This is a genomic window from Burkholderia vietnamiensis LMG 10929, assembly GCF_000959445.1.
Classification (GTDB): domain Bacteria; phylum Pseudomonadota; class Gammaproteobacteria; order Burkholderiales; family Burkholderiaceae; genus Burkholderia; species Burkholderia vietnamiensis.
The window spans coordinates 2,817,917-2,844,864 of the sequence record NZ_CP009631.1 but is presented as its reverse complement, the minus strand read 5'-3'; the positions used below and the strand labels follow the sequence as shown (position 1 = coordinate 2,844,864).

General features: G+C 68.4%; 21 protein-coding genes, 1 tRNA gene and 1 pseudogene. 14 read left to right on the top strand and 9 right to left on the bottom strand.

The window, feature by feature from the left end:
• Positions 1–23: 23 nt before the first annotated feature.
• Positions 24–1,463 (bottom strand): annotated as a pseudogene (locus AK36_RS31660) (tyrosine-type recombinase/integrase).
• A 65-nt stretch (positions 1,464–1,528) separates the two neighbouring features.
• Between AK36_RS31660 and AK36_RS33605 the strand changes: the two are divergent.
• Positions 1,529–1,681 (top strand) — tRNA-Arg (locus tag AK36_RS33605).
• A 401-nt stretch (positions 1,682–2,082) separates the two neighbouring features.
• Here the strand turns inward: AK36_RS33605 and AK36_RS22775 are convergent.
• Entirely contained in the window at positions 2,083–2,799 is a 717-nt protein-coding gene (locus tag AK36_RS22775; protein WP_014722825.1) for a helix-turn-helix domain-containing protein, read from the bottom strand.
• A gap of 266 nt (positions 2,800–3,065) precedes the next feature.
• On the opposite strand from AK36_RS22775, the gene AK36_RS22770 reads away from it, so the two are divergent.
• Positions 3,066–4,127 carry a helix-turn-helix transcriptional regulator gene (locus AK36_RS22770; RefSeq protein WP_011884360.1) on the top strand — a complete coding sequence of 354 codons (1,062 nt, stop codon included), beginning with the start codon at positions 3,066–3,068 and terminating at the stop codon, positions 4,125–4,127.
• An 89-nt stretch (positions 4,128–4,216) separates the two neighbouring features.
• On the opposite strand, the gene AK36_RS22765 is transcribed toward AK36_RS22770, so the two are convergent.
• From AK36_RS22765 to AK36_RS22755, 3 genes are all read right to left on the bottom strand, one after another.
• Positions 4,217–4,759, bottom strand: coding sequence for a hypothetical protein (locus AK36_RS22765; protein WP_224019393.1), 543 nt, complete (start codon positions 4,757–4,759; stop codon positions 4,217–4,219).
• Positions 4,760–4,958: 199 nt separating this feature from the next.
• On the bottom strand, positions 4,959–6,242 hold the full coding sequence (locus AK36_RS22760; RefSeq protein ID WP_011884362.1) for an ATP-binding protein: 1,284 nt from the start codon (positions 6,240–6,242) through the stop codon (positions 4,959–4,961).
• Positions 6,243–6,971, bottom strand: a complete 729-nt coding sequence (locus tag AK36_RS22755; protein ID WP_011884363.1) for a response regulator — start codon at positions 6,969–6,971, stop codon at positions 6,243–6,245. It abuts the gene before it with no gap.
• Between the two features lie 242 nt (positions 6,972–7,213).
• On the opposite strand from AK36_RS22755, the gene AK36_RS22750 reads away from it, so the two are divergent.
• Both AK36_RS22750 and AK36_RS22745 read left to right on the top strand, forming a co-directional pair.
• A complete protein-coding gene (locus tag AK36_RS22750; protein WP_043290978.1) occupies positions 7,214–7,960 on the top strand; it encodes a MipA/OmpV family protein in 747 nt (248 codons plus the stop codon).
• Between the two features lie 93 nt (positions 7,961–8,053).
• On the top strand, positions 8,054–8,389 hold the full coding sequence (locus AK36_RS22745) for a hypothetical protein (protein WP_045579250.1): 336 nt from the start codon (positions 8,054–8,056) through the stop codon (positions 8,387–8,389).
• A 46-nt stretch (positions 8,390–8,435) separates the two neighbouring features.
• Here the strand turns inward: AK36_RS22745 and AK36_RS22740 are convergent, their stop codons facing one another.
• Positions 8,436–9,635, bottom strand: coding sequence for a lytic transglycosylase domain-containing protein (locus tag AK36_RS22740; RefSeq protein ID WP_014722830.1), 1,200 nt, complete (start codon positions 9,633–9,635; stop codon positions 8,436–8,438).
• A 77-nt stretch (positions 9,636–9,712) separates the two neighbouring features.
• On the opposite strand from AK36_RS22740, the gene AK36_RS33295 reads away from it, so the two are divergent.
• Positions 9,713–9,949 carry a hypothetical protein gene (locus AK36_RS33295; RefSeq protein ID WP_144410673.1) on the top strand — a complete coding sequence of 79 codons (237 nt, stop codon included), beginning with the start codon at positions 9,713–9,715 and terminating at the stop codon, positions 9,947–9,949.
• 97 nt (positions 9,950–10,046) lie between these two features.
• Here AK36_RS33295 and AK36_RS22735 read toward each other — a convergent pair whose 3' ends face one another.
• Positions 10,047–11,207, bottom strand: coding sequence for a porin (locus AK36_RS22735; protein WP_045579249.1), 1,161 nt, complete (start codon positions 11,205–11,207; stop codon positions 10,047–10,049).
• A 402-nt stretch (positions 11,208–11,609) separates the two neighbouring features.
• On the opposite strand from AK36_RS22735, the gene AK36_RS22730 reads away from it, so the two are divergent.
• A complete protein-coding gene (locus AK36_RS22730) occupies positions 11,610–12,422 on the top strand; it encodes a hypothetical protein (protein WP_045579492.1) in 813 nt (270 codons plus the stop codon).
• Between the two features lie 54 nt (positions 12,423–12,476).
• Here the strand turns inward: AK36_RS22730 and AK36_RS22725 are convergent, their stop codons facing one another.
• Both AK36_RS22725 and AK36_RS22720 read right to left on the bottom strand, forming a co-directional pair.
• Positions 12,477–13,406, bottom strand: coding sequence for a phosphatidate cytidylyltransferase (locus tag AK36_RS22725; protein ID WP_011884369.1), 930 nt, complete (start codon positions 13,404–13,406; stop codon positions 12,477–12,479).
• Between the two features lie 36 nt (positions 13,407–13,442).
• Entirely contained in the window at positions 13,443–14,075 is a 633-nt protein-coding gene (locus AK36_RS22720) for a lysophospholipid acyltransferase family protein (protein WP_011884370.1), read from the bottom strand.
• Here AK36_RS22720 and AK36_RS33735 point away from each other — a divergent pair.
• From AK36_RS33735 to AK36_RS22685, 8 genes are all read left to right on the top strand, one after another.
• Complete coding sequence (locus AK36_RS33735) at positions 14,068–14,448, top strand: hypothetical protein (protein ID WP_155625344.1); 381 nt, start codon at positions 14,068–14,070, stop codon at positions 14,446–14,448. The two genes, AK36_RS22720 and AK36_RS33735, sit on opposite strands and share 8 nt — an antisense overlap.
• A 79-nt stretch (positions 14,449–14,527) precedes the next feature.
• Positions 14,528–15,133 (top strand): CDP-alcohol phosphatidyltransferase family protein, encoded by a 606-nt coding sequence (locus AK36_RS22715; protein ID WP_045579248.1) that lies wholly within the window; start codon positions 14,528–14,530, stop codon positions 15,131–15,133.
• A gap of 90 nt (positions 15,134–15,223) precedes the next feature.
• On the top strand, positions 15,224–16,993 hold the full coding sequence (locus AK36_RS22710) for a bifunctional alpha/beta hydrolase/class I SAM-dependent methyltransferase (protein WP_045579247.1): 1,770 nt from the start codon (positions 15,224–15,226) through the stop codon (positions 16,991–16,993).
• Complete coding sequence (locus AK36_RS22705) at positions 16,990–18,387, top strand: phosphatase PAP2 family protein (RefSeq protein ID WP_045579246.1); 1,398 nt, start codon at positions 16,990–16,992, stop codon at positions 18,385–18,387. The genes AK36_RS22710 and AK36_RS22705 overlap by 4 nt, the downstream gene beginning before the upstream one ends.
• Positions 18,384–18,845 carry a hypothetical protein gene (locus AK36_RS22700; RefSeq protein WP_011884377.1) on the top strand — a complete coding sequence of 154 codons (462 nt, stop codon included), beginning with the start codon at positions 18,384–18,386 and terminating at the stop codon, positions 18,843–18,845. Before AK36_RS22705 ends, AK36_RS22700 begins: the two co-directional genes overlap by 4 nt.
• 620 nt (positions 18,846–19,465) lie before the next feature.
• Entirely contained in the window at positions 19,466–21,814 is a 2,349-nt protein-coding gene (gene bcsB, locus AK36_RS22695) for a cellulose biosynthesis cyclic di-GMP-binding regulatory protein BcsB (protein ID WP_045579245.1), read from the top strand.
• Between the two features lie 3 nt (positions 21,815–21,817).
• Positions 21,818–23,029 carry a cellulose synthase complex periplasmic endoglucanase BcsZ gene (bcsZ, locus tag AK36_RS34390; protein WP_045579244.1) on the top strand — a complete coding sequence of 404 codons (1,212 nt, stop codon included), beginning with the start codon at positions 21,818–21,820 and terminating at the stop codon, positions 23,027–23,029.
• Positions 23,014–26,946: a cellulose synthase subunit BcsC-related outer membrane protein gene (locus AK36_RS22685; protein ID WP_045579243.1), complete on the top strand. Its 3,933-nt coding sequence runs from the start codon at positions 23,014–23,016 to the stop codon at positions 26,944–26,946. Before bcsZ ends, AK36_RS22685 begins: the two co-directional genes overlap by 16 nt.
• Positions 26,947–26,948: the final 2 nt, after the last annotated feature.

The following is a 26,948-nucleotide window of genomic DNA, read 5'->3' as shown; positions in this document are numbered from 1 at the left end:
TGGTCCGGAATAGGCGGCGGCTATCAACTTCCCGACGCCGTCTTTGCCTCTCCATCCCTCGCGTAAGTCTCGGCAACAGGCGTAAGGAGATGACCGAGGCCTGCTTGCTGCAGCATCCACGATTCAATTTTATCGTGCCACATGCGCAAAAGATCGAGCGGTCGACGTCGATAGTGTTTCTCGGCCAGCGCAGACGGCTTGTGGCCTTGGATCTGGGCAACAACACCGACAGGGACTTCAACCCATTCCGAAAGCGTACCGAACGACCGGCGCAGTCCATGCAATGTAAGGTGAGGCAAGCCGGCAGCTTCGATTGCACTATTGTGGGCCTTTCTGGGCTCGGCGATCTTTCCGTCCTCTGATCTGTTGCTGGTGAACACCCATTCAGAGGGGGACCATGACTTTCCTTTTTCGGTGAGGCTGGCCAACTGCCGTCTGTTCGGCGGTATCTCGTTCATCTGCTTGAGATTTGTCAGGAGGCTCGCAAGATATGGCGTAAGTGGGATAGTGCGGCCGCCGGTCCCCTCGATCTTGTCGTTCATGGTCAGACTGCGCCAGCGGAAGTCCACGTCCTTCCAACGCAATGCGGCGAGTTCTTCGCGGCGAGCTCCGGTAAGCAGGAGGCCCTGTAAGTATGCGCTGATAACTGGATTGTCAATCTGACGTACGGCCGTGAACCACACAAGCAGTTGTTCTCGTTGTAGACAATCACTTTTGGCCTTGGTGCGTGGTACGGCTGCGCGCACAGCGCGAGCGGCATACGCATTTGGTGCAATAGACCCTGAATATTCCGGTTTGTCTTCGCACCACCGAATGAATGCACGCAGTTTGCGGTAACTCTGTTCAGTGTTCGTTGGTCGCTTTTCTGCTTCGGCTTCAAGCCACATAGCCACTCGCTCGGCATTGAGATCCGTCAGCTTGAGCGGCATTAATGTCGCCAGCGGCCCAGGAATCGTTGTCCCACGTCGGCGCTTCCAGGGTAGGCCGCCTGCTTGTGCGAGCTTTTCGTGATCGTAGTAGTGTCGACCACTCCATTTGCTACGGTGTGCGTCCAGGTAGGCTGCCCATGCTTCCGATACAGTCGCGTTTTGCCTGAGCGCGTCGAGTTTGCGCGCTTCATGTTCAGCACGCTGTTCCGCTCTTTCTTCGCGAGGATCAATGCCGCGATCCATCAGCGCTTTGAGTCGAGCCGCTTCCTGTCTTGCACCGAGGCGTTCGATCGTCTTCCCGGTCGCCGCGTCGGTCGTGGCGTGTCGCTCCAGCGGCCATGCGTTGGGCGAGCCGATGGTGATCCGAATGGTCTTGCCAAACAAACGGCCCTCGAATACGTAGGACTTCACGCCCGATGCCGTCACGCGAAGGCCGAGTCCTTGCTGCTTCTTGTCTCAATAGATCGTCTGTTGTCGTCCTGGCGTGCACTCGTAACCGGTGACCCGTTCGATTGTGAAATTTTCCTTTGTCACTTGTAGTCCCCGTTTGCAACGCCGTGTAGGCGTGGTGTAGGGGAATTCTAGGGATGTCAGTCAATCCGAGTCAACATCGTGGTGCGGCGTCGGACTAGAATATGATTAAATATCAAGAAGATAGTGACGTGTTGGGATGTCGATCAATATCGATCTAAACAATAGACTGCGGCCTTCTAAGCCGTAGGTCACACGTTCGAATCGTGTAGGGCGGGCCAGTCAAATCAAGCACTGGCGAAAATCCCCCTTGAGTCAATGCCGTCGAGCCGTAGACCATGTAACCATGGTGTAACCGGATTTGGTAAATTCGAGATAGCCGCGTTGCTACTTCGGCGAAGCAAAGCCAAGAATCACCCAGGCGACCGCTTTTGCCTGCGCCTCACGATACGGGAGGGAGGTGTCCATACCATTTCTCGAGAGAGTTGGGACCTCCACGAAACGTGAGATGGTTCGGCCTGTCGCCGATTGAGTTTGAGCGACGCCATGCGCTAAACGGCTTGCGATTGTTGATGAAGCTCCGGCCGGGCCAGTTTGAACGCGCGAAGGCCGCTGCCACCAGATCGCTCGAGCATCTCTCCCGATGCGCTGTACCGGCTGGGTACATGGCACGACTTGACGGTCACGGCACGGACCGAAAAGAGCTCGGCGCGTCCCCCGCGCCATCGCGCTCCACTGCACGCATGTCCGGACGCGCATGCGCATGTGCTCGCCGATATTCGATCGGGGTCTTGTCGAAGTGCTGGCGAAACAGGCGCGCGAGATGCTCGCCGCTGCCGAGCCCGCAACGCCGAGCGATCGAGTCTGCCGGGAGCGCGGTGAAGGCGAGCATCGCACACGCGCGTGCCAGCCTGACACGCATCAAATAGGCGCTGGGTGCCATGCCGATCTCGCTTGTAAAGTGACGCAGCAGGGTGCGCTCGCTCATCGCGACGAGATCGGCGGCCTGTCGAACCTTGACGGGCTTGTCGAAGTTGCACGCGATCCACTTGGCCACACGCTGCATTTTCTCGGACATGGGCCGCTCGTTCAGCGGAATTTTCATGGCGGCGCGGTTGATTGAACCGTCATTGAAGTCGAGGTCGTCAATCAGCGGCTGGCCTCGCCCTGCATCGACGCGAACCTGTACTTTGTTATCGGAATCGTCTTTCGCGAGGCAGTTCTCGGCCTGAAACGTCGAGCGCCGCATGTCCGAAGAGAATGGCATCGAGAATATCGTCCTGTTGTTGTCGAGCGGGTATTGTCGACGCCCGTTCGGACATACGGTGTCTTGATGTCGCATGAGGTCATGCATCCCCGGCACGGTCGTGATGATCGTTGCATGCACATCGAAGTTCACGCCGCCGCAGAAGTGAATCCGTCATCGGGACACCAATTGTCGGAACCGCACGGCACACTCGCTTCCGGTGCGAGTTCGTTTGCGTGAATATCCGATTCCGCATGCGCTGGCACCGGCCTGAATCTGCGCCCGATGGGTCCGCTCGAGCACGTGCTGTGTCACCTGAAGGGCTTGCTTCGCGCGAAGCGTGGAGGCGAGGCGCTCAAGAATGGCCATCGCTGGTCGATATACCGTGATCGACTCTTTGCGAGCAACGCTTACCCATCATGTCCGATCTCGATCGCGAAATCATGCGCGCGCTTCCCGACGCGGCAACGCACGACGACTACATCAGCACCCCCGATATCCACCGCTGGCTGTCGCGGACCGCGCTCGACACGCCAACCGTCAGGACGATCAACCGGCGCCTCGCGAAGCTCGAGCGCGACGGGCTCGTCGAGGTGCTCGAACGCGGCACCGCGCTGGTGTGGCGCAAGAAGGCGGGCGCGAGCGGCATGGCCGCCAAGGCTGGCTCGATGATGACGTTCGACGAAGCGCTCGCGCTGCAGACGTTGCGGCGCTTCTCGTCGCGCCAGATTCCGGAACTGGTGGCCGAATCGCTGTCGTCGATGTTCGACGTCGCGGAGGCACGGCTGCAGCGGACGAGCAATGAAACCGAGCGGCGCTATTCGCGCTGGGCGAGCAAGGTCGCGGTCGAAAGCGGCGGCTTCTCGCTGCATTACCCGGTAATCGACCGGGAACTGTTCGGCATCGTGTCACGCGCACTCTTTGAAGAGCGCAAGCTCGAAATCGTCTATCGCCCGCGTCACAACACCGACAACGACCGGGCCAGGATCATTCTGCCGCTCGGGTTCGTGGAGGTTGGCGGGCTCGTCTACCTGGTCGGCGGTACGCCGGGCAAGACCGAACCGACGATGTACCGCATGGACCGTTTCACGCGTGCCAGCGCGCTGCTCGAAACGTTTAACTATCCGCCGACCTTTTCGCTCGATGCCTATGTGAAGCAACAGCGTCGCTTCGACTTCATGGTCGAGAAGGAGGTGATGCTCAAGCTCAGGTTCCTCAACGGTGCCGGCGAGCATCTGCTCGAAGCGCCGATGTCGAAGGATCAGGCGCATACCCGCGACGGCGACGCACTTTTCGTCAAGGGCACCGTGCTATTGAGCCAGCGCTTGCGATGGTGGTTGCGCTCGTTCGGGCCGAACGTCGAGGTGCTTGCGCCCGCCGGCTTGCGTGCCGAGTTCGTGCGAGAGGCGAATGAGCTTGCACGCATGTACGGCAAGCCGGCGGGTGCAAGCCGCGCCGATGCAGCGGGGCGGCCGGAATGACCGCCTGACGTGCGCAGGCATTCGCCGCAGGAGTAAAAGCAATCGGGCGGCGGTGCGGCGTTCCGTCCGCGACCACCGCGCGACGCCGTTCATGCCATGTCCAGATCGTGCGAGATCAGGCGCATCAGCGTGCGTCGCACCGGCGGCTGCGGCTGCGGCTGCGGCTGCCGCTGCGGCGCGGCACAGGCCGCGATCAACCGGCCGAGCCTTGCAAGTGCCGCGGCCGGCGGCAATGCCCCGGCGGCGACCCAGTGACCGACGCGCTCGGCCGGCATCTGCTCCGAAGCGCCGATCAGAAGAGCGAGCTCCGTGCCGCAGGCCGCGAGCGATTGCCTGAGCGCATAGTTTGCACCGATGCCGTTCCAGCAGAACTGCCCGCGCGCTGCCGGCGCCGGCCTGACGACGTGGACCACGATATCCGCGCCGGGCGCCCGTCGATCGGTCGCGAGCTCCCACGCGATAGCCCGATCCAGTGTGGGCAGTGCGTTGATCCACGACTGGACGACGCAGGCATCGAATCCCCACGGGCGCAATGCGATACGCAGCATTGCGGAATCGTTGCGGAGGCAACGAGATGATCGTGCCAGGTCGGCGCGCTCGTGGCTCGCCGGTTTCGTCATGCGGGTATTCACGTGTGCATCTCCTGTTCCTGATTCTGATGGACAGTGTGCAACGTGCTTGAGACATACCCTGTCGCGAATCACGCAATCGCTTTCCGTTCGGTTGGACATGGGGCTGTCGGCGAGAGGCGGCATGGGTTCGCTGACGGCCCGTCACCCGGACCCTTCGGAAATTCCGTGCGCCAACGTCCGCTTAAAAACCTCATCCACCTCACCCCGGCAACGAAATCACGAACCGCGCGCCGCCCAACGGCGAATCCTCGAGCCACACCTCACCCCCATGCACGCGCGCCACGCGCCGCACGATCGCGAGCCCGAGTCCGAACCCGCCGGTCTGTCGGTCGCGGCTCGAATCGAGCCGCTGAAACGGTTCGAACACGCGCGCGCGATCGGCCACTGGAATGCCCGGCCCGTCGTCGTCGACGCTCAGCACCAACGCGCCCGACGCATCGCTCGCCGCCGACAGCAGCACCGTACGCGACGCGTAGCGCGCGCCGTTGCGGATCAAGTTCAACAGCGCACGCGCGACGAGTTTCGGATCGCATACGTGCGAGGCGGGCGCCCCCGTGGTCGACACGTCGAGCATGATGCCGCGATCGGCGACATCGTTCGCGACGCTGCCGGCGACGCTGTCGATCAGCGCATCGACGGCCACCTCCATCGGCTCCAGTTCGCTCGCGCCCTGTTCGAGCCGTCCGATCGTCAGCAACTCGGTCACGAGTTCGTCGAGTTCGCGCACGTCGCGTCGCAGCGCGTCGCAACGTGTCTGCATCCGGCTGCTGTCGTCGGCGTCCGCGAGCAGCGCGAGTCCGAATTCCAGGCGAGCGAGCGGCGTCTTCAGCTCGTGCGAAATCGCATGCATCATTTCGCGCTGCTGCTTGATCGACGCTTCGATCCGTTCCGCCATGTCGTTGAACTGCACCGACAGCTCATAGATGTTCGACCGTGCGGACAATCGCACGCGCGTCGACAGCTCGCCCGCGCCGAACGCGTGTGCGGCAGTCTGCAGCTTGCGCAGGTCGCGCCAGTGATGTGACGTCCACAGCGCAACGGCGAACAGTGCGGCGAGCGCGATCATCCCGTTCGCATAAATCTTGACGTCGAGCATGGCCGGCTGAATCGGACGAGCATGCAGCACCGAACCATCGGCGAGCGGCATGTAGTAGTTCCTGCGGTCGTAGCTGATCGCAATCCGGCCGGCGTCCAGATCGCGCAGCGGCGCGTCGGACAATTGCGCGCGTGCGTCGGCCATCGTCAGGAAACCGAATCGCTCGTTGCCGTGCTGGCCGAGTTCGCTGAGCGCGAGCGTACGCTTCGCACCCGGATGGCGTTCGAGGTAATCGTTGAGCACGAACGCATACGTGGTCAGCGTATCGCGCTGCGCCTGCGCAACGCGCTCGTAGAAAATCTTGTCGAACGACCATTGAACGAATACGACCGCCGCGGCACAGCTGACGATCACGATCAGGTACAGCTTGATCAACGGGCGCAGCATTCACTCGTCCCATGCGGAAGGGCTGAACAGATAACCGCGGCCCCAGATCGTCTTGATCCGTTGCGGTTCGGACGAATCGTCCTCGAAGCGTCGGCGCAGCTTCGAGATGCCCGCGTCGACCGACCGGTCGATGCCATCGAACTCGATGCCGCGCAATTGCTTCAGGATCGCGTCGCGACTCAGTACGGTACCGGCTGCGCGCGCAAGGATCAGCAGCAGGTTGAACTCGGTGGTCTTCAGGTCGACGAGCTCGCCGCGCCACGCGACCGTGCGGTTCGGCGGCGAAATCGTCAGCTCGCCGAACTGCAGCGCCTGCACGGGCGCAGCGTCATCGGTCCGCGGTTCCGCAGGCTGCGCACGGCGCAGCAGCGCGCGAGCGCGGGCCACCAGCACGCGCGGCTCGATCGGTTTCGTCACGTAGTCGTCGGCGCCGGTTTCGAGGCCCGCGACCTGATCGTAGACATCCGCACGCGCCGTTAGAATCAGCACGGGCACGTTGCTGAACGCACGAATGCGCCGGCACACTTCCATCCCGTCGAGATTCGGCAGCATCAGGTCGAGTATCACGAGCGCCGGCCGGTGTTCGCGCACGGCGGCGATCGCGAGATCGCCGCGGCGCACGACCGTCACCGAGAATTCGTAGCCGTCGAGATATTCGCGCACGAGCTCGGCGAGGCGGTCGTCGTCCTCGATCAGCAGTACGCGGTATTTGAGCGGATGGTCGTTCATGGTCTCCTCGAAATGCGCGCCTTCTCTTTCACGCCAATGCGGGCGTGGCGCGGCACGCGAATTCTATCTGGCGTTGTAGCGGCCCGCGAGGCCTCACGACAATCGGGAACACTCGAACACAATTGAGCACACATTTTCCGCAGATTGCGGACAGTCGTGCCGCGCGGGCGCTCCTAGACTTCGGGCTCCGTCACTCTCGTTCCGATATCGTGCGTCCCTCCATTCGTTTGTTGCGCTATTGCATGCCGCTTGCCGGCCTCACGCTTGCCTCCGCCGTCCACGCCGAAAACCAGTACGCGATATCGCTCGGCGGTGGCTTCGCGCCGCGCTATCAGGGCAGCAATCAGTACCGCGCCATCGTCGCGCCGTCCTTTTCCGCGATGTTCGGCAACGGCTTCTTCGTCGACAGCAGCGCCGGCGCCGGCTATCGCCTCGCGCTGCCGAACGGCGCGTTCGTGTCGGCCGCGCTGGGCTACGACGCGGGTCGCACCGACGACGATCGCTTCGGTCGTGCGGGCTCCGATCATCTGAAGGGAATGGGCAGGGTGCCGGGCTCGGTGCTGTTCGCGATGCACGCAGGCGTGAAGCTGCCGGACGGCGGCGAGCTGAGCCTTGCGATCGATGCGCCGGTCACGCATGGGTCGCGCGGCTTGTCCGGCCATGTCGATCTCGCGGTGCCCGTGTTCGAGCGCGGACGGCACGCGCTGGTCGCGACGGCCAGCGTGCATGCCGGCACGGGGCGCTATATGCAGACCTTCTACGGTGTGACCGATGCGCAGTCGCGGGCGAGCGGGTTCGGCCCGTATTCGACGAGCGGCGGCGTGGACAGCGCGACGCTGTCGCTCACGTGGAACTGGGACCTGTCGCGGCATTGGGCAGTGCGCGCGACGGGCGGCTTCACGCGCCTGCTGGGCCGCTACGGCGACAGCCCCATCGTGCAGACGCGCAGCAACTACTACGGGATGGCCGGCGCGACCTACCGGTTCTGACCGAACCGCAAGCGACGCCTGCACTGCACGATTTGCCTGCGGTAACATCGGCGCGAAGCCGGCACACTGGCCGGCCGCAACAAGGAGAAGCGGATGAATAAGACGATCACGATGCTGGCCGCGCTCGTTGCGAGTGCAACCATTGCCGGCTGCGCGGATACGGCCACACAGCATCGCAACGCCACCGCCGGCGGCGCGGTGCCGATCGCCGTGCCATCGGGCGCCGCGAACGCATGCCAGGCTGACGCGGTGCCCGACGACGCGCTGATCGGCAAGACCGAAGCCGATGCGGCCGCGCTGCTCGACGGCTGCCTGTGGCGCGTGCTCGAACGCGACGGCCGCTCTCTGCCGGGCACGATGGATTACCGCGCGGAGCGGCGCGATCTTGGCGTGCGCGACGGGAAGGTGATCTGGGTCCGGCGCGGATGACGGACGGCGCGCGCGCAGCGCGGCCGTAGCGCGCCGGCCCGCTGCGCTACTTCGAGATGTACCAGAGCGCGTCGGCGCTCGCGCGCGAATCCTGCGTGGCCGCAGCCGGGGCTTGCGGCGCGGCGGCCGGCGGCGTGTTCGACGTGACGGCAGTGGGCCACGTCGCGGGTGTGTTCGACGCGGTCGACACCGCGGGATTGTTCGCGCTGCTGCCGGTCGATGCCGAACCCGACGTGCCCGGCGTGTTCAGATACCACAGCGCGTCGGTGGAAGCCGTCCGCGCGGTCGGCGCCTTTGCCGGCTGTTTCGTTGCCGGCGCCGCGCCCGGGCGCGTCGTTGCCGCGCTTGCCTGCGCAGTCGTCGCGCCGCCGCCACGTTGCGCGCGCGCCTCGAACGGCCCGAGCTGGAAGATCAACGTTTGCGCGGAACGCGTCACGACGGCATACGGAAACTGCAGTTCCCACGACATCAGGACGCGCCCCGACGAAGTCTCCGTGAAGATCGCCGGCACGTGCTTCATGTCGCTGAACTGCACGTAGATGCGTGCGCCGTCGTCGAACACCTGGGTCGGCTTGGCCTGGTCGGCGCCCGTGACGGTCCAGCCGAAGTTGTACGTGCCGGCCGGCCCGGCGGGGCCGCCCTGCGAAGCAGGCGGAGCGGCCGGCGCGAGCGTGCGCGTGCGCGCGACCGGCGGCGCCGACACGCTCAGGCTCGCGAACGGATTGTACGGCTGCACCTGTTGCGGCGGCGTAAAGGAAGGGGGCAGGATGGGCATGGGAGTATCGGGCGAATCCGGCAGGGTCCGGATTGCATCATAGACCTTGCGGGCATACGCGAGGCGCTTGTCGGGCGACGCGGAGTTGTACGCGCCGATCGCGTTCCAGTTCGCGCCGAGCTGACGGATGTTCTGCGACAGGATCCACGCGCCGACGTACGCGTTGGTGCAGGCGTCGAACAGGCTTTCGCGCGTGATCCCTTCGCGCGCGAGCGTCGGCAGCCACGTGCTGTTGATCTGCATCAGGCCGATGTCGACCGTGCCGTTCGTGTTCGTGTTCACCGCGTTCGGATTCATCCCGGACTCCACCTGCGCGATGCCGCGCAGCAGGCTCACGCTCACCTTCTGGAACGTGGCGGCGTCGTCGAGGCAGTCCGCGTGCGCAAGCGTGGGCAGCGCGCACGACAGGGCGAGCGCCGCGGCGAGCGTCGGCATGGCGTGGCTGATCGAACGGTTGGTCTGACGCGGCATGACAGGATGGGGCGGAATCCGGCCGCCCGGTGCAAGGAAATTACGCAGACGCGAAGTGTGCCATAGCATTCGGTCAAATGGTTCGCGTCAAACTTTCCTTTGCAATTGTGCGGGCATTTTGGCCCGAATTTCCCCGCGTTTTCGTGAATTCCGCCCCGCTGAAATCGGTAAAAAAGACGATCTGGCGCATCTATGCCGACGAGCCGTTGCTGCCGCGCACGGAGATGACGCGGCGCGTCAATTCACCACAAAATGCGGCCATGAAAGACGGCAACCGAAGATCGCGGCCGGTGGGCCGTGGTAAATGGCGTTGACGACGGCCGCCGCCGCGCCCGCCCGGCACGCGCCGCGAGCCGAGCGAGGCGCCACCGCACGTCCCGCCGCGCTGCAACGCGCGGCCGGTCGTGCCCCTCAGAAGCGATGGCGCAGCCCGAGGTTGACGATCGTCTGCGAACGGGTGCCTGCGTAGCCATACGAACCGATCGATGCCTGCGCGGCCATCGATCCGCCGTTGCCGTCGCCGGTCTGGCCGCTCGCGTGCTGGTAGGCGGCGGTCAGGTAGACGTCGGTGCGTTTCGACAGGTTGTAATCCGCGCCGACCGACACCTGGTGATAGGTGGCCGACGTATCGCCGCCCGAACGCGTATAGCTGTAGCCGAGGCCGACCAGCAGCGCATTGGTCGCCTGATAGTTCACGAAGCCCTGACCGGTGTTGTAGTGCTCGTTCGAGCCGAACACCGAGCTCGCATCGCGGCGGTATTGCGCGTTGCTGTAGCCGACGCCGAAGGTGAACGGGCCCGCGACGTACTGGCCCGCGATGCGTGCGATGCCGATCGAATGCGCGCTCGCGTAGCCGCTGTTGACCGGGCCGTCGAAGGTGCCGTCGGACGAGCTGGTCCAGCCGTTGCGCAGCCCGTTCGACGCCGCGCTGTTGGTCGCATGGAAGTAGCCGCCCGCGACGCTGAACGGTCCGTTGCCGTAGGTGACCGCCGCCGAGTACGACTGTTGCGCGCCGGTGCTGCCGGCGATCCCGCCGAACGAGTACATCGCCGCGAACTGCAGGCCCGAATAGACGGCCGACGTGTATTTCACCGCGTTGTCGACGCGGAAGCTGTTGTCGTAGTTGTCGACGTCGCCCGGCGTCGCGAACACGCTACCGAAATAGTTGTCGGCGGTGATGCCCTGCACGAGATCGATCAGCGGATCGTACTGGCGGCCGAACGTGAGCGTGCCGTATTGGTCGCTGGTCAGCCCGACGAACGCCTGGCGGCCGAACAGCCGGTTGCCCTGGCCGAGCCGGCCGTTGCTCGGATCGAAGCCGTTCTCGAGCTGGAACAACGCCTTGAGGCCGCCGCCGAGATCCTCGATGCCCTTCACGCCCCAGCGGCTGCCGGCGAGATTGCCCGCGCTGCTGTTGCCGAGCATCCACGCGTTGTCCTTGCCCTGCGCGTGATTCACGTAGGTGACCGACGTATCGATCACGCCGTACAGCGTCACGCTCGATTGCGCGTGCGCGGCGGGGATCGCCGCGAACGACGCGAGCGACATCAGCGAAAGGGCCGTGCGTTTCATCTCATCTCCTTGCGTATTGGTTTTTTCACGAAAAGCGGAATGGCAGGAGACTACCGAGCACATCGCGCATCGGCAAAAACGAAATACTCCGATGTGACCTAAAGCCGACATGTGCATTCTGCGGCAAGGTGCATTGAGAGATTCAGATTATTGATAAACGTGAGTCAATCTCGGTGAAGTACGCGCGCATATAAGATTTGCGTTGCCGGATTTGCGATAATTCCACGCGAATTTCACACCGAAACGCGTTTGTCGCCGATTCGTCAATTAATTATTGAATGAATCGAATGCCGGGAGGCGTACGGGATGTGCTATTTGTGCGCCGCATTCGCGCCGGCCGGTGCGCGCCGCGTCGGCACCGATCGCCCGCAACCGCCCGCAACCCGCTCCGAGAACACCATCATGACCGTCCCGTCTCCGAAGTCGCGCCTGCAGCCGTTCGCAGCAGCCTTGGCACTCCTGTCTGCCCTCTGCGCGGGTGCACCCGCATCCGCCTACGCGGACGCGCCGGCCGCGCTCGAGCGCGGGCTGCATGCGTTCATCCGCGACACCTACGGCGCGTGGCGCGCCGACCGCACAGGCTGGCAGCCGGCTGCCGGCGACTCCATCTATTCGGCATGCGCAACGTTGCGGGTCGCGACGGCCGACGGTCCACGCATGCTGCTCGCGATGTGCGGCGAGACCGACGCGGCCGTCGCCAACGGGATGCCGGGCATGGACTCGGACGGCACGCCGGGCACGATCGACCTGTACGTGCTGCGGCCGAGCGCGGACGGCAATACGCTCGAGCCCGTGTTGAAGCGCACCGACATCGCATCGGGTCAGCGCGGCGAGCCGGGCACGGTGCGCATCGAGCGGCTCGGCCCGCATCTGTTCGGTTTCGTGATCGGCGACGGCACCACGTTGCAGGGCTATACGCAGACGAGCCAGTCGATCCGGCTGCCGTACCGCAACGCGCTCGTCGAAGCCGCGTCGCGCATCGACGAAGCGCTCGACAACGGTGGCTCGCTCGATTGCGCCAACGCGAAGTCGCACTGCGAGCGCCGCACGTTCGCGATCGCGCCCGACACGACGGCCACGGACGACGTCTATCCGTTGACGGTCATCGAGACGGGCCGGCGCGGCAGCCGCGAGATCCACGCGCGCTACACGGTGAAGTTCGACGCGGCACGCGGCCGCTACGTCGTGCCGAAGCCGCTGCGCGAAGGCTATTGAGCGGCGCTGTACGGCGCCCGGCAAGCACCCCTCGGCACGCCGCGCGCCCGCGCGTCAGACGTACAGATACCGCACGAGATGGAAGAACACCGGCGCGGCGAAGCAGATCGAATCGACGCGATCGAGCATCCCGCCGTGACCGGCGATCATCGAGCCCCAGTCCTTCGTGCCGAGCGAGCGCTTCACGGCCGACAGCACGAGCCCGCCGACGAAGCCCGCGATCACGACCGCGAGCGAAATGCCGAACGCCGCGCCGAAGCTGAACGGCGTCACGCGATACAGCGACGCGCCGCACAGCGTCGCGAGCAAGCCGCCGCCGACGAAGCCTTCGACCGTCTTCGACGGCGACAGCTGCGGTGCGATCTTGCGGCGGCCGAACAGCTTGCCGACCACGTACTGCAGCACGTCGCTGATCTGCACGACGAACAGGAAGAAGAACAGCAGCAGCGCGTTCTGCCCCGCGTAGTGCGGAATGTCGAGGATCAGCACGGCGGGCGCATGGCTGAGCCCGTACACGCACACCATCAGCGCCCAGTTGATCTTCGCGTTGCGGCTCAGGAATTCGCGCGTGTCCTGCGTGAGCGCCGACACCAGCGACATCGCGAAGAACAGGTGCACCGGCACGAAGATCGAATACATCCCGTACCAGTTGATCGCGAGCAGCAGGTACTGCACCGGAATCGCGACGAAGAACGCGATGAACAGCGTGGTGTGGTCGCTCGGCGTCGTCGGCGTGAGCGTGATGAATTCGCGCAGCGTCAGGTACGACAGCAGCGCGAACACGAAATACGTGACGTTGTTGCCGAGGCTGATCGCGACCACCATGATCGCGATCATCGCCCACCACGCGCGGATGCGCTGGTTCAGGTTGACGATGGTCGCGTTCGCGCCGCCGCTGCGCGCGCCGAGGATCGCGCCGATCACGGTCGCGATCACCAGCACGCCGGTGACGCCCGCGACCAGTTCCCAGAAGAGAGTTCGCATGAAGAAGTCCGGAATAGGAAGAGTAGGGCGCCGCGTTCAGCCGGCCGGCCGCTGCGGCGGCGCGAGCGCGACGAGCGCGTCGCGCATGCGCGCGAGGAAGGTCGGTTTGTCCTCGCCGGCGCGAAGCGCATCGTTCGCGCCGAAATGCACCTTGCAGATCAGCGGCACGGGCCAGATCGTGCCCTTCGGCATGATCCGCTGCAGGTTCTCGAGGTAGACGGGCGCGAGCGCGACGTCCGGGAATTCGGTCGCGAGGTGGTACAGCCCGCTCTTGAACGGCTGCGGCAGCACGTCCGCACCGCGCGTGCCTTCCGGAAAGATGATGATCGAGTGGCCTTGCCGCAGCGCGTCGCGCACGGGGTCGAGCGGGTCGCCGCCCGACTCGCGGTGGCGATCGATCAGCACGACGTTCAACAGCTTCTGCGCGACGTGCCGCTTCAGATTGCCGCTGTCCCAGTAGTCGCGCGCGGCGACGGGCCGGACGACCGCGCGCACGTCGCGCGGCAGCGCCGCGAGAATCGCGAGCGTGTCGATATGGCTCGTGTGGTTGGAGAAGTAGATCTTCTGCGTCGGCGCGGGGCGGCCCTGATGCCATACCGGATACGCGCCGGCCACGAGCCGCACGATCGACAGCAGGAAATCGCGTTGCCAGACATTGACGATGTTCATCGGCGCCGCGCCTCCCGCATGCGTGAGCGTGCCGCCACCGAAGCGCGGCGACCGCGTGGATCCCGAAATGCCGGCGCGGCAGGATGCGCACCGGACGGCCATGGTTCAATTTTTGTCAAATTCGTGGCTGCCTGTCGCAGGGCCGCGACGGCCGGACGCGTTGCCGCTTGTATCGGAGTGCGGCGAATGCGCCGATCGGCGGCGTAATAATCGGCTATTGCACGAGCGCCCGCTGCAATTCGAATGGATTGGTGTGCTGACGGGCTTGCGGATTATCGCGAGTTTCGGTCGAAAATGCCAGATTGCGCGCGCAACGAACGCGGCGCACGGCTTGACGCGTCGCAGCCGCTCGGCGACGATTACGCCCACCTGACGACCGCCGATCGCGGCGGTCGAGCCGCCGGGGGTAGGGCGGCGGCGAACGTGTCCGAGCGTGCCGAACCAGAAAAATCATGAGCCTCTACGCACTCAAACCAAAATTCCAGAACTGCCTGCGTCCGTTCGCGGATTCGCTCGCCGAGCGCGGTGTCACCGCCAACCAGGTCACGTTGTTCGCGGCGGGCGGCTCGATCGTCGTCGGTGCGCTCGCGGGGCTCGGCGGGTTCGCCCGCGCGCTGTTCCTGCTGATTCCGGTCTGGCTGTTCGCGCGGATGGCGCTCAACGCGATCGACGGCATGCTCGCGCGCGAACACGGGCAGAAAAGCACGCTCGGCGCGTACCTCAACGAGCTCGGCGACGTCGTGTCCGATCTCGCGCTCGTATTGCCGTTTCTCGCGATTCCCGCGTTCGCTCCGGCCGACGTCTGGTTGTTCGCGCTCGCCGCCGTCATCGTCGAATGCGCGGGGCTGATCGGCCCGCTCGCGGGCGCGACGCGCCGCTACGACGGCCCGTTCGGCAAGAGCGACCGTGCGCTCGCGCTCGGTGCGTTCGCGCTGTGGTTCGGCGTCGGCCTGCCGATCGGCGGCGTCGGCGCGTGGCTGTGGCGCGCGCTGATCGTGCTGTCGATCGTGACGGCCGTGCGGCGCGTGCGGGCCGGCGTCGCGGAAGCCGGCGGCTGATGGCTGATGGTCTACGGTTGACGGCACGCGCGTGAGACCGGCGCCGGGGGCGGCGCCGCATGATTCGAATAACGAAACGAGAGAGATCGCATGAGCGCACGCACGGCCCGCGAGGCCGACTTCATCACGCACGACGGCACCGCGCTGTTCTATCGTCACTGGCCCGCCACCGCGCCGCGCTGCCGCGGCGCGATCGTGCTGCTGCATCGCGGTCACGAGCATTCGGCGCGTGTCGCGCACCTCGTCGACGAGCTCGACCTGCCCGACTTCGCGTTCTTCGCATGGGACGCGCGCGGCCACGGCCGCTCGCCCGGCGCGCGCGGCTACAGTCCGGGCGCGGCCGCGTCGGTGCGAGATCTGCAGAGCTTCGTCGAGCACATTCGCGACACGCACGGCGTCGCGATCGAGGACATCGCCGTCGTCGGACAGAGCGTCGGCGCGGTGCTCGCAGCCGCGTGGGCGCACGACTATGCGCCGCCGGTCCGCTGCCTCGTGCTCGCGTCGCCCGCGTTCCACATCAAGCTGTACGTACCGTTCGCGCGGCCGGGCTTGCGGCTGATGCACAAGCTGCGCGGCCTGTTCTACGTGAACAGCTACGTGAAGCCGAGATTCCTCACGCACGACCCGCAGCGGATCGCGAGCTATGCGGCCGATCCGCTGATCACGCGGCCGATCGCGGTCAACATGCTGCTCGATCTGCACGACACCGCGCAGCGGATCGTCGCCGATGCGACCGCGATCACGGTGCCGACCCAGCTGCTGATCTCGGGCGCCGACTGGGTCGTGCATCGCGCTCCGCAGGATCGCTTCTTCGAGCGGCTCGGCGCCGCGCGCAAGGAGCGCATCGTGCTGCCGGGCTTCTATCACGACACGCTCGGCGAGCGCGACCGCGCGCAGGCGCTCGCGCCGCTGCGCGCGTTCGTGCTGCGCGAATTCGACACGCCGAGCCCGCGCGTGTCGCTCGCCGACGCCGACCGGCGCGGCGCATTCCATGACGAATACGTGGCGCTCCGCGCTGCGCCGGCGAGCCCGTTCGCGCGCGCGTACTGGGCGTTGGTGCGGGCCAGTCTGAAGGCGGGCGGCGCACTGTCGGACGGCATCGCGCTCGGGCTGCGGCTCGGCTTCGATTCGGGCTCGACGCTCGACTACGTGTACCGCAATCGCGCGCAGGGGCGCTTCGGCATCGGCGCGCGGATCGATCGCACCTATCTCGACTCGCCGGGCTGGGCCGGCATTCGCCAGCGCAAGCTGCACCTGCAGGAGCTGATCGGTGCGGCGTTCGGCCGGCTGCGCAGCCGCGGCGAACCGGTGCGCATCGTCGACATCGCGGCCGGCCACGGGCGCTACGTGCTCGACGCGATCGCGACGGCCGCCGAGCGCGACGGCGCGGCGCCCGACGACATCCTGCTGCGCGACTACAGCGCGCCGAACGTCGATGCCGGGCGCGTGCTGATCGCGCAGCGCGGCCTCGAGCCGATCGCGCGCTTCGAGCGCGGCGATGCGTTCGACGACGCGTCGCTCGCGACGCTCGAGCCGCGTCCGACGCTCGCGATCGTGTCGGGACTGTACGAGCTGTTCGGCGACAACGCGCTCGTCGAGCGCTCGCTGCGCGGGCTCGCGCAGGCCGTGCCGCCCGGCGGGTATCTGGTCTATACGGGGCAGCCGTGGCATCCGCAGCTCGAATTCATCGCGCGCGTGTTGAACAATCACCGCGGCGAGGCGACGTGGGTGATGCGCCGCCGCTCGCAGGCCGAGATGGACGAGCTCGTCGCGCGCGCGGGCTTTCGCAAGCTCGACCAGCGCATCGACGCGATGGGCATCTTCACGGTCAGCCTGGCCCAGCGGGTCGACGCGCAATGAGCGCGTCCGGCGTTCGCGCGGGCCGTCCCGCGCAGGCGGCGGCCGGCGCAGGCGACGCGTCCTGGGCGTTGCGCATCGGCGCGCTCGCGGCGATGGGCGCGCTGTTCTTCTCCACCTACGGTCTCGCGAACTGGCTCGCCGCGCGCCGCGCCGCGGTGCCGACCTTCGCGTTCGGCTGGGAGCACGCGATCCCGTTCGTGCCGTGGACGATCGTGCCGTACTGGTCGATCGATCTGCTGTACGCGCTGTCGTTCCTGTTCTGGACCCGTCGCGACGATCTGCTCGACCACGTGAAGCGGCTGCTGACCGTGCAGCTCGTGTCGGTCGCGTGCTTCATCGCATGGCCGCTGCGCTTCGGCTTCGCGCGTCCCGACGCGAGCGGCATGGCCGGCGCGTTGTTCACGCTGCTGATGGGGTTCGACAAGCCGTACAACCAGGCGCCGTCGCTGCACATCGGGCTGCTCGTGGTGCTGTGGGCCGTCTACGCGCAGCAGCTGCGCGGCACGCTCGCGCGGGCGCTGCTGCATCTGTGGTTCGCGGCGATCGGCGTATCGGTGCTGACGACCTACCAGCACCACGTGATCGACGTGCCGACCGGCGCGGCCGTCGGCTGCATCGCACTGTTCCTGTTTCCGTTGCGCGATGCGGCGGGCCACTCGCGCAGCGGCGACGCTGCGCCGTGCGCGGCGAGCCGCGCGCTCGCGCGCCGCTATGCACTCGGCGCGGCGACGTTCGTGCTGGTCGTGCTCGGCTGTGTGCCGCGCGCGCCGGCCGCGGCGTTGCTCGCCGGGTGGGTCGCGCTGGCGCTCGCGTGCGTCGCGTGGGCTTACTGGCGCGGCGCGCCCGCCGCGTTCCAGAAGGACGCCGCCGGCCGCATGCCGGTGTTCGCGCGCTGGCTGCTCGCGCCGGCGATCGTCGGCGCGTTCGTCAATTCGCGGCTGTGGACGTTGCGGCACGCGGCGCCGGTGCGCGTCGACGAGCGCGTGTGGATCGGCCGCACCCCGACGACGCGCGACGTGCGACGCCACGGCTTCACCGCGCTCGTCGACCTGACGGCCGAGATGCCGCGCTGGGCCGCGGCCGACGCGTCGCTCGCGTATGCGGCGGTGCCGCAGCTCGATCTGGTGGTGCCGAGCTCCGCACAACTCGCGGCGGCGGTCGAGGCCATCGAGCGCCTGCATGCGCAAGGCCGCGACGTGCTGGTTCATTGCGCGCTCGGCTACGGGCGCAGCGTGCTGTGCGCGGCTGCATGGCTCGCGGCACGGCGCGGGCTGAGCGACGCGCGCGACGCACTCGCCGCGGTGCGCGAGGCGCGAGCGCGGGCGGTCTGGTCCGACCACGCGGTGGCCGTGCTGCAGGACTGGCTCGACCGCCGCGCGGCGGGGCGCGCATGAGCGGCGCTTCGTCGGCGCCGTTCCGGATCGCCGCCGCACGCGGCGTGCTCGACGCGGGCGCGTGGGCGATCGCGGCCGCGCTGGCGGCGGCCGGCGCGGGCGGATGGATCGCATCGGGCTGGCCGCCGGCGAGCATCGCGCGCGCGGTGCTGGCCGTCGTCAGCGCCGGCTCGGCGATCGCCGCGCTGTGGTACGCGGTGCGCATCGAGATCGATCGCCGCTTGTTCGCCGCGCTCGCGCACGCGACGTCGGACGACGGCGACGACGAGCTCGGCCACGCGCTCACCGCGCTCGATCGCGCACTGGCCGACCTCGGCTGGATCGATCCACGCAGCGCCGCGCGCGGGCTCGACGCGCGCGTGCGCGGCGCGGTCCGGTTATGCCGGGCCGGCATGCTCGTCGCGATCGTGCAATGGGTCGTGGTGGCGGTCGCGATCGCGGTGCCGGTGGGCCATTGACGGCCATCTCGGCGCATTAGCGGCCCGTTAGCGACCCATTAGCGCCCGGCCGCGCCACACGATCGCGGCGCCGCCCGCGACGCAGCGCAGCAATGGCCCGAACCGCGTGACCGAACCGCGGAATCGATTTGATATAAATCAGCTTTGCGCGAAGAAATCCCGACGTGCGGCGCACGCTTGCGGTAGCATACGCGCCGCCCACGCGGCAGCGCACATTTCGGGCGGCCCGCAAGGAGCCGCAATCCGTCTCCACGCACACCTGCCGCACCGACTCGATGCTGGCAGGCCGATCGCCAGCCCTCGTGCAAGTTTTGCCATTCAATCGCTGCACGCAGCATTTCCGACCGAATTGAGTTTTTTTCGCTTCGGCATTGCTGAATCGTGCGGCTTTCGTCCTATTTTTAAGATAGTGTGACGAATGGGGTAGCGCCGGTGCCAGGCGCTCGCGTAGACGTGCGACCGGACAAAGAAGCCGCGTCGCCGTTCAGATAAATGAATTCAGGCCAGATAGATTATTGAGGGGAAGCAGTGGGGATGTGCACTTACGGGCATAGCTGCTTTGCGCGCGCCGGTCGCGGCGCGCTGGATCACCGGACGTTCGAAACGATGCGGGGCCGAGCATGAGGCCGGCCGCGTCGTTGTTCATGCTGTCCGCTGCGCTGTTCGGCGCATTGCATACCGCCGCGCTGTCCGCCGCGCCGATGCCGGTCGCGTCGGTGGCGTCGGCCGGGGCGGCCGTGCCTGCGGTTGCCGGCGCCGCGTCCGCGCCCGCCGATGTTGCGCGCGCGCTACAGGTTGCCGCCGCATCGGGCGCGGCCAGCGCGGCCGCCGCCGCGGCCGGCGGGCCGGCCATCACCGTGCGTCTGCCGTTCGCGTCGCTCGGCGCGTTCGATCCGCTGCATCTGCGCGGCGCCGACGATGCGCGCACGATCAACGCGGGCGTGCGGCTCGATCGCGTGGTGACCGGCGCGCGGCTGCGCCTGACCTACGCGTATTCGCCGTCGCTGGTGTTTCCAATGTCGCATCTGAAGGTGCTGGTGAACGGCGAGGTCGTCTCGACCGTGCCGTTCGACGCGCCGCGCGCGGGCCGCATGGTCACGCAGGACATCCCGATCGATCCGCGCTACTTCTCCGATTTCAACCAGATCGGCCTGCGCCTGATCGCGCATTACACGCTCGATCATTGCGAAGACCCGTCGAACTCGGCGCTGTGGGCCGACGTGAGCCCGACCAGCGAGCTGATCCTCGACGAAGCGCCGGTGCGCTTGCCGAACGATCTGGCGTTGCTGCCCGCGCCGTTCTTCGACCGGCGTGACAACGGCCGCCTGCGGCTGCCGTTCGTGCTGCCGGCGTCGCCCGACTCGGCGACGCTGCGCAGTGCCGGCGTGCTCGCGTCGTGGTTCGGTGCGCTGGCCGATTACCGGCAGGCGCGCTTCCCGGTCGCGACGACGCTGCCGGCCGACGACCAGGCGGTCGTGATCGGCACGGTCGCGACGCTGCCGGCAGGCCTCGCGCTGCCGGCGGTCAACGGCCCGCTGCTCGCCGTCGCCGACAACCCGGCCGCTCCCGGGCGCAAGCTGCTGATCGTGACCGGCCGCACGGCGGCCGAAGTCGACGACGCGGTCGGGACGCTCGTGCTCGGCCGCGCGGCGCTGTCGGGCCCGGCCGCGACCGTCGCGCACGTCGATCTCGGCGCGCCGCGCAAGCCGTACGACGCGCCGCGCTGGTTGCCGGTCGACCGGCCGATCGCGTTCCGCGAACTCGTGTCGGACCCGCGCCAGCTGGAAGTGCGCGGCACGTCGCCGGACGCGATCCGCCTGAACCTGCACGTGCCGGCCGATCTGCATTCGTGGAACGGCTCCGGCGTGCCGATCACGCTGCGCTATCGCTACACGGCGCCGAGCGTGCAGGACGACTCGACGCTGTCCGTCGAGATCAACGACCAGCTCGTGAAGTCGTACCGGCTCGCGCCGGCCCATTCGGAAGACGCGCGCGGCCGCATGCAGCTGCCGCTGCTGTCGGTGCCGGAAGGGCGCGTGACGAGCGACGTCGACATTCCGGCGTTCCGGGTCGGCAGCGGCAACCAGCTGCAGCTGCGCTTCACGCTCGATTCGCAGAAGACGGCGCTGTGCTCGAGCACGGCGCTCGAGCCGCAGCGCGCGGCGGTCGACCCCGATTCGACGATCGACTTCTCGCACTTCGTCCACTACGCGCAACTGCCGAATCTGGCGTACTTCGCGAACAGCGGGTTCCCGTTCACGCGCTTCGCCGATCTGTCGCAGACCGCCGTCGTGGTGCCCGACCGGCCGTCGCCGCAGGAGCTCGAAGCGTATCTGACGATGCTCGGCCACATGGGGCAGTGGACCGGCTTCCCGGCGCTGCGCGTGCAGCTCGCGCGGCCGGGCGAAGTCGCCGCGCTCGCGGGCCGCAAGGATCTGCTGGTGATCGACGGCTCGCCTGCGTCGCCGCTGCTGTCGCAGTGGCGCGCGGCCGCGCCGCTGTCGATCGATCCGCAGGCGGGCGCTGGCGCGACGCGCGTCGCGTTCGCGGTGAAGGAGCGCTGGCGCAACGGCGTCGGCCAGCCCGACGGCGGCGCGCACATCGAACAGACGGGCCCGCTGGCCGCGCTCGCCGGTTTCGAGTTGCCGGGCAGTCACGGCCGCAGCGTCGTCGCACTGACCGCGACCGACCAGCCGCGCCTGGGCGACCTGCTCGACGTGTTCGAGAAGCCGGGCCTCGTGTCGCAGCTGCAGGGCGACCTCGCGCTGGTGCGGCCGGGGCAGGTCGACAGCCTGCGCGTCGGCGATCGCTACGTGGTGGGCTTCGTGCCGTGGTATGCGCGCGTCTGGACGCACGCGGCGCGTCATCCGGTCGTGCTGGGCGTGGTCGGCGTGGTCGCCGGGCTGCTGCTCGCGCTCGGCGTGTTCAGCGTGCTGCAGAGAATCGCCGCGCGCCGACGGGGGATGTAACGGATGGTGTGGGCATACGCAACACGGCGGGCGGCGCGGCGCGCCGGCGCGGCGCTCGCGCTGGCCGCCGCGGCAGCCGGCCCGCTGCACGCGGCGCAGGACGGCGCGGGCGCAGCGGCGGGGTCGGCCGGGGCGCAATGCGGCGGCGCGGCGTGGCCGCGCTGGGACGCGTTCAAGCGCGATTTCGTGTCGGCCGACGGCCGGGTGATCGACGTCGGCTCCGACGATTCGCGCACGGTATCGGAGGGGCAGGCGTATGGACTGTTCTTCGCGCTCGTCGCGAACGACCGGCGCACGTTCGACACGATCCTCGCATGGACCGAGAACAATCTCGCGCAGGGCGACCTGAGCGCGCATCTGCCCGCGTGGCTGTGGGGCCGCGCGCCGGACGGCGCGTGGCGCGTGCTGGACGCGAACGCGGCGTCGGACGCCGACCTGTGGATCGCGTACACGCTCGTCGAAGCCGGCAGGCTGTGGCACGAGCGCAGCTACACCGCGCGCGGTGCGCTGCTCGCCAAGCGCGTGCTCGACACCGAGACGGCCAGCGTGCCGGGCCTCGGCCTCACGCTGCTGCCCGGCCCGACCGGCTTCAAGCTGGCGAACGGGCAATGGCGCGTGAACCCGAGCTATTCGCCGCCGCAGGTGATCCGCGGGCTTGCCGCCCGCTTGCCCGACGAGCGCCGCTGGGCCGCGCTGATGACGAGCACCGGCCGCGTGCTGCTCGACACCGCACCGAAGGGCTTCGCGCCGGACTGGGCGCTGTATCGCGCGGGCGCCGGCTTCGGCCCCGATCCGCAGACCCACGCGGAAAGCGCGTACAACGCGATTCGCGTGTACCTGTGGGCCGGCATGCTGGATCGCAGCGATCCGCTCGCCGCGCCGCTGCTCGCGCGTTTCGCGCCGTTCGCCGACCACATCGCCGCGCATGGCGCGCCGCCGGAGCGGGTCGACACGACCACCGGCGTCGCCGCGCCGAACGACGGCAACGGCGGCTTCTCCGCGGCGGCCGTGCCGTTCCTCGCCGCGCGCGGCCAGCAGGCGCTCGCCGATGCGCAGGCCGCGCGGGTCGATGCGCTCGCGCGCCAGTCGCCGCCCGGCTATTACACGAGCGTGCTGACGCTGTTCGGCCTCGGCTGGCGCGACGGTCGCTACCGGTTCGGCGCCGACGGGACGCTCGACGCGCGCTGGGAGGGCCGTCCATGCGCGGCACGATGAAACGCGCGGCGCCGCGCGTCGCCCGGTTCGCGTGGCTCGCGTCGTCGATCGGTGCGGCCGTGCCGGCCGCCGCCGCTGTCACCGTGGCTCCGGCGCAGGATGTCGTGACGTCCCAGCCGGCCGCGACGCTGAGCGCGGCCGATCGCTCGGACGCGCAGCGCCTGCTGTCGACCGCGCGCATGTGGGGCGACAAACATCGCGACGATCTTGCGCGCGATGCGCTGCGCAAGGGGCTGCTGATCGCACCGGACGATCCGGGCCTGCTCGCCGAGCAGATGCGCGTGCTGCTGCGGCTCGGCGATTCGAAAGGCGCCCAGGCCGCGCTCGCGCGCCTGCAGGCGCGCGCACCGGCGGCGCCGGACACGCGCCGCGCGGCCGACGAATACCGCGTCGCGACGAGCGGCCGCGGCGAGATGGCGCAGATTCGCCTGCTCGCCCGCAGCGGCCGCACGGACGAAGCCGCGCGCCGCATCGTCGCGCTGTTTCCGAACGGCGCGCCGTCGGGCGCGCTCGGCGCCGAGTATTACGAGATCCTCGCGAATGCGCCGGGCGGCCGCGAAGCGGCGCTCGCAGCGTTGCGTCGGCGGATCGCGGCCGATCCGCAGGACGTCAACGCGTCGATGGCGCTCGCGCGGCTGCTGAACCAGCGCGCCGAGACGCGCGCGGAGGCGAACCGAATCGCATGGGCGCTCGCGAAGCGCCCGGACGCCGACCATACGGAAGCGATGAACATCTGGCGGCACGTGCTGCAGTCCGCGGGCGCCGATCTCGCGTATCTGGACGCGCTGCACGCTTATCTCGAACTGGTGCCGGACGACACGGAATTCCACGACCGCGCGGCCCAGCTCGACCAGCAGCGCGACGCGCAGCGCAAGCTCGAACGCGATCCCGACTACATCGCGCAGCAGCGCGGCCTGCAGGCGCTCGCCCGCGGCGATCTGGCCGGCGCCGATCCGCTGCTCGCGCGCGCCGCGCGCGCCCGGCCCGACGACGCCGATGCGCTCGGCGGCCTCGGGCTGCTGCGGCTGCGCGAAGGACGGCATGACAAAGCGCGTGCGCTGTTCGCGCGCGCTGCGGCGCTGGCCACAACCGATCAGCGCGGCAAGTGGCAGGGCCTCGCGCGCACCGCGCAGTTCTGGGGCCTGCTCGCCCAGGGCCGCGCAGCGGCCTCGGCCGGCCGGCCGCAGGACGCGGAGCGCTCGGCGCTCGCCGCGCTCGCGATGCAGCCCGACAGCCCCGACGCGAAGCTGCAGCTGGCCGATGCGCTGCTCGCGCAGCGCGACTGGACGCGTGCGGAGCCGCTGTTGCGCGAGTTGCTCGCCGTGCGTTCGCCGAGCGTGTCGGTCGTGCGCGACACCGCGCTGCTTTATCAGAACACCGGGCGCGCCGAGCGCATCGGGCCGTTGCTCGACGCGCTGCAAAGCCGCGTGACCGGCAGCGACGACCGTCGCGCGCTCGACGGGCTGCGTGCCGACCTGCTCGCGACCGAGGCGCGCGCGCTCGCCGACAAGGGCGAGCGCGGCCCGGCCGCGCAGCGCTACGAGGCCGCGGTGCGCGCGGCGCCCGATGAGCCGTGGACGCGTTTCGCGCTGGCGCGGCTGTATCGCGACATGGGCTTGCCGCAGCTCGGCCGCACGGTGATGGACGACGGCCTCGCGCAGGCCGATACGCCCGAAATGCGCTATGCGTGCGCGCTGTACCGCAACTCGATCGACGACGTCGCGGGCGCCCGGACGGCGCTCGCCGGCATCGCCGACGCGCAGCGCTCGGACGGCATGCGCGCGCTCGCACGCAAGCTCGACGCCGAAGCGGCGCTGGCCGACGCGCGCGTCGCGCTGGGCGGCGGCGACCGGACGGCCTTCGCCGCGTCGCTCGCGCACGCGCAGGCGAGCGCGCCCGACGATCCCGACATGCTGGCCGCGATCGGCGCGCAATGGATCGACGCGGGCGAGCCCGAGCGCGGGCTCGCGCCGCTGCGCGACTGGATCGCCGCGCATCCGAACGAGGCCGATCCCGACGTGCGGCTGCGCTACGGCGATCTGCTTGGCAGCGCGGCGCGCGACGACGCGCTCGCCGCATGGCTCGCCGCGCTGCGCGGCGAACGCGGGCTGACGCCGGCGCAGACGGCGCGTCTCGAAGACCAATCGTTGCGGCTCGTGCTGCGCCAGACCGACGACGCGATCGCGCAGCAGGACTATGCGCGCGCGCGCCGGCTGCTCGAGCGCGCGAGCCCGGCCGGCCGGGCCGACCCGCGCTACGCGCTCGAGCTCGCCGATCTCGAACGCGCGCAGGGCCATTACGATGCGGCGCGCGCCGCGCTCGCGCCGGTCGTCGCGCGCACGCCGGACGATGCCGACGTGCAACTCGCACTCGCGCGCATCGACGAGGACAGCGGCCAGCGCAAGGCTGCGCTCGCACGCGTGCAGGCAGTGCTCGCGCGCACGCCGGACGACGACGTCGACACGCGGCTGTCGGTGGTGCGGCGCCTGAACGCGCTGCGCCGCGCCGACGAAGCCGCGCAGGTGGTCGAGCCGTTGCAGGCCGCCTATCCGGCGCGCGCCGACGTGACGGTCGCGGCCGGCCGCGTGGCCGAGGCGCAGGGGCGCTACGACGATGCCGCGTCGCTGTACCGGCTGTCGCAGTCGCAGGAGCGTGCGACCGGCGTGAGCCCCGGCCGCGACGGCCGCACGCCGGCGCAAGCCGCGTTCGCGGAGCTCGAGCAGCGGCGCGATCCCGAGATCGAGGCCGGCTGGCTGCCCGCGTACAAGTCCGGGGACGAAGGCGTGTCCGCGTACCGTGCGCAGCAGGTGCCGATCTACATGCAGCTGCCGATCCGCTACGACGGTCATGCGTTCCTGCAGCTCGACACCGTGCATCTGGACGCCGGCACGCTCGATACGAGCGTTGCGGACACGTACACGCTGAAGACCTTCGGCACCTACGCGGCGCTCAGGTCGCCGATCGGGCTGCCGGCGCCGTTCGCGCAGAATCCGGCGGCGGCCGCGCTGCTCGCGCAGCCGGGCGACCTGCATCAGTCGATGACGGGCGTCGCGCTCGGCGCCGGCTACCGCACCGACGCGTTGCGCGTCGACCTCGGCACGTCGCCGCTCGGCTTTCCGGTGCACTACGTCGTCGGCGGCGTGCGCTATCGGTTCGACGCGGGCCCGGCGAGCTTCAGCGTGAACGCGTCGCGCCGGCCCGAAACCAGCAGCGTGCTGTCCTATGCGGGGATGCGCGACCCGTGGACCGGCGCGGTCTGGGGCGGCGTGCGCCGCGACAGCGTGAACCTGCGCGGCTCGGTCGACGTCGGCCGCGTGAATCTGTTCGCGGAATTCGGCGCGGGCGTGCTGTCGGGCCGCAACGTCGAGCGCAACGCCGAAGCGACGCTGCGCACCGGCTTCACGGTGCCCGTCTACGAGCGCGCGACGATGCGCATCAGCACCGGCCTCGTCGGCAACGCCTGGCACTACGCGCAGAACCTGCGTTACTACACGTATGGGCAGGGCGGTTACTACAGCCCGCAGCGCTACCTGTCGCTCGGCGTGCCGATCGAATGGGCGGGGCGGCGCGACGCGCTGTCGTGGGACCTGACCGTCACGGCCGGGATCTCGAACAGCTACGAGAAGGATTCGCTGTTCTACCCGACGCTGACCGACCAGCGCGCCGCGCAGCAGCGGGCCGGCTTCGTCTATACCGGCAGTTCGACGCAAGGCGTGGCGTTCTCGTACGGCGTGAACGGCATCGTCGAATATCGCGTGAACCCGCACCTGAGCGCCGGCGCACAACTGCATATCGACCGCTCGCACGCGTATGCGCCGAGCTCGGCGCTGGTCTACGTGCGCTATGCGTTCGATGCGCGCGCGCCGCGCAGCTGGCTCGTCACGCCGACGCCGGTGCGGCTTTATTCGGATTACTAGGG

Excerpts from the sequence above, each read along its gene's own strand:
- AK36_RS22720 (WP_011884370.1), bottom strand. The coding sequence starts at position 14,075 with ATGAACATCGTCAATGTCTGGCAACGCGATTTCCTGCTGTCGATCGTG.
- AK36_RS22725 (WP_011884369.1), bottom strand. The coding sequence starts at position 13,406 with ATGCGAACTCTCTTCTGGGAACTGGTCGCGGGCGTCACCGGCGTGCTG.
- AK36_RS22760 (WP_011884362.1), bottom strand. The coding sequence starts at position 6,242 with ATGCTGCGCCCGTTGATCAAGCTGTACCTGATCGTGATCGTCAGCTGT.
- AK36_RS22710 (WP_045579247.1), top strand. The coding sequence starts at position 15,224 with ATGAGCGCACGCACGGCCCGCGAGGCCGACTTCATCACGCACGACGGC.
- AK36_RS22685 (WP_045579243.1), top strand. The coding sequence starts at position 23,014 with ATGCGCGGCACGATGAAACGCGCGGCGCCGCGCGTCGCCCGGTTCGCG.
- AK36_RS22715 (WP_045579248.1), top strand. The coding sequence starts at position 14,528 with ATGAGCCTCTACGCACTCAAACCAAAATTCCAGAACTGCCTGCGTCCG.
- AK36_RS22705 (WP_045579246.1), top strand. The coding sequence starts at position 16,990 with ATGAGCGCGTCCGGCGTTCGCGCGGGCCGTCCCGCGCAGGCGGCGGCC.
- AK36_RS22700 (WP_011884377.1), top strand. The coding sequence starts at position 18,384 with ATGAGCGGCGCTTCGTCGGCGCCGTTCCGGATCGCCGCCGCACGCGGC.
- AK36_RS22735 (WP_045579249.1), bottom strand. The coding sequence starts at position 11,207 with ATGAAACGCACGGCCCTTTCGCTGATGTCGCTCGCGTCGTTCGCGGCG.
- AK36_RS22730 (WP_045579492.1), top strand. The coding sequence starts at position 11,610 with ATGACCGTCCCGTCTCCGAAGTCGCGCCTGCAGCCGTTCGCAGCAGCC.
- AK36_RS22745 (WP_045579250.1), top strand. The coding sequence starts at position 8,054 with ATGAATAAGACGATCACGATGCTGGCCGCGCTCGTTGCGAGTGCAACC.
- AK36_RS22750 (WP_043290978.1), top strand. The coding sequence starts at position 7,214 with ATGCCGCTTGCCGGCCTCACGCTTGCCTCCGCCGTCCACGCCGAAAAC.
- AK36_RS22770 (WP_011884360.1), top strand. The coding sequence starts at position 3,066 with ATGTCCGATCTCGATCGCGAAATCATGCGCGCGCTTCCCGACGCGGCA.
- bcsZ (WP_045579244.1), top strand. The coding sequence starts at position 21,818 with ATGGTGTGGGCATACGCAACACGGCGGGCGGCGCGGCGCGCCGGCGCG.
- AK36_RS33295 (WP_144410673.1), top strand. The coding sequence starts at position 9,713 with ATGGTTCGCGTCAAACTTTCCTTTGCAATTGTGCGGGCATTTTGGCCC.
- bcsB (WP_045579245.1), top strand. The coding sequence starts at position 19,466 with ATGAGGCCGGCCGCGTCGTTGTTCATGCTGTCCGCTGCGCTGTTCGGC.
- AK36_RS33735 (WP_155625344.1), top strand. The coding sequence starts at position 14,068 with ATGTTCATCGGCGCCGCGCCTCCCGCATGCGTGAGCGTGCCGCCACCG.
- AK36_RS22755 (WP_011884363.1), bottom strand. The coding sequence starts at position 6,971 with ATGAACGACCATCCGCTCAAATACCGCGTACTGCTGATCGAGGACGAC.
- AK36_RS22740 (WP_014722830.1), bottom strand. The coding sequence starts at position 9,635 with ATGCCGCGTCAGACCAACCGTTCGATCAGCCACGCCATGCCGACGCTC.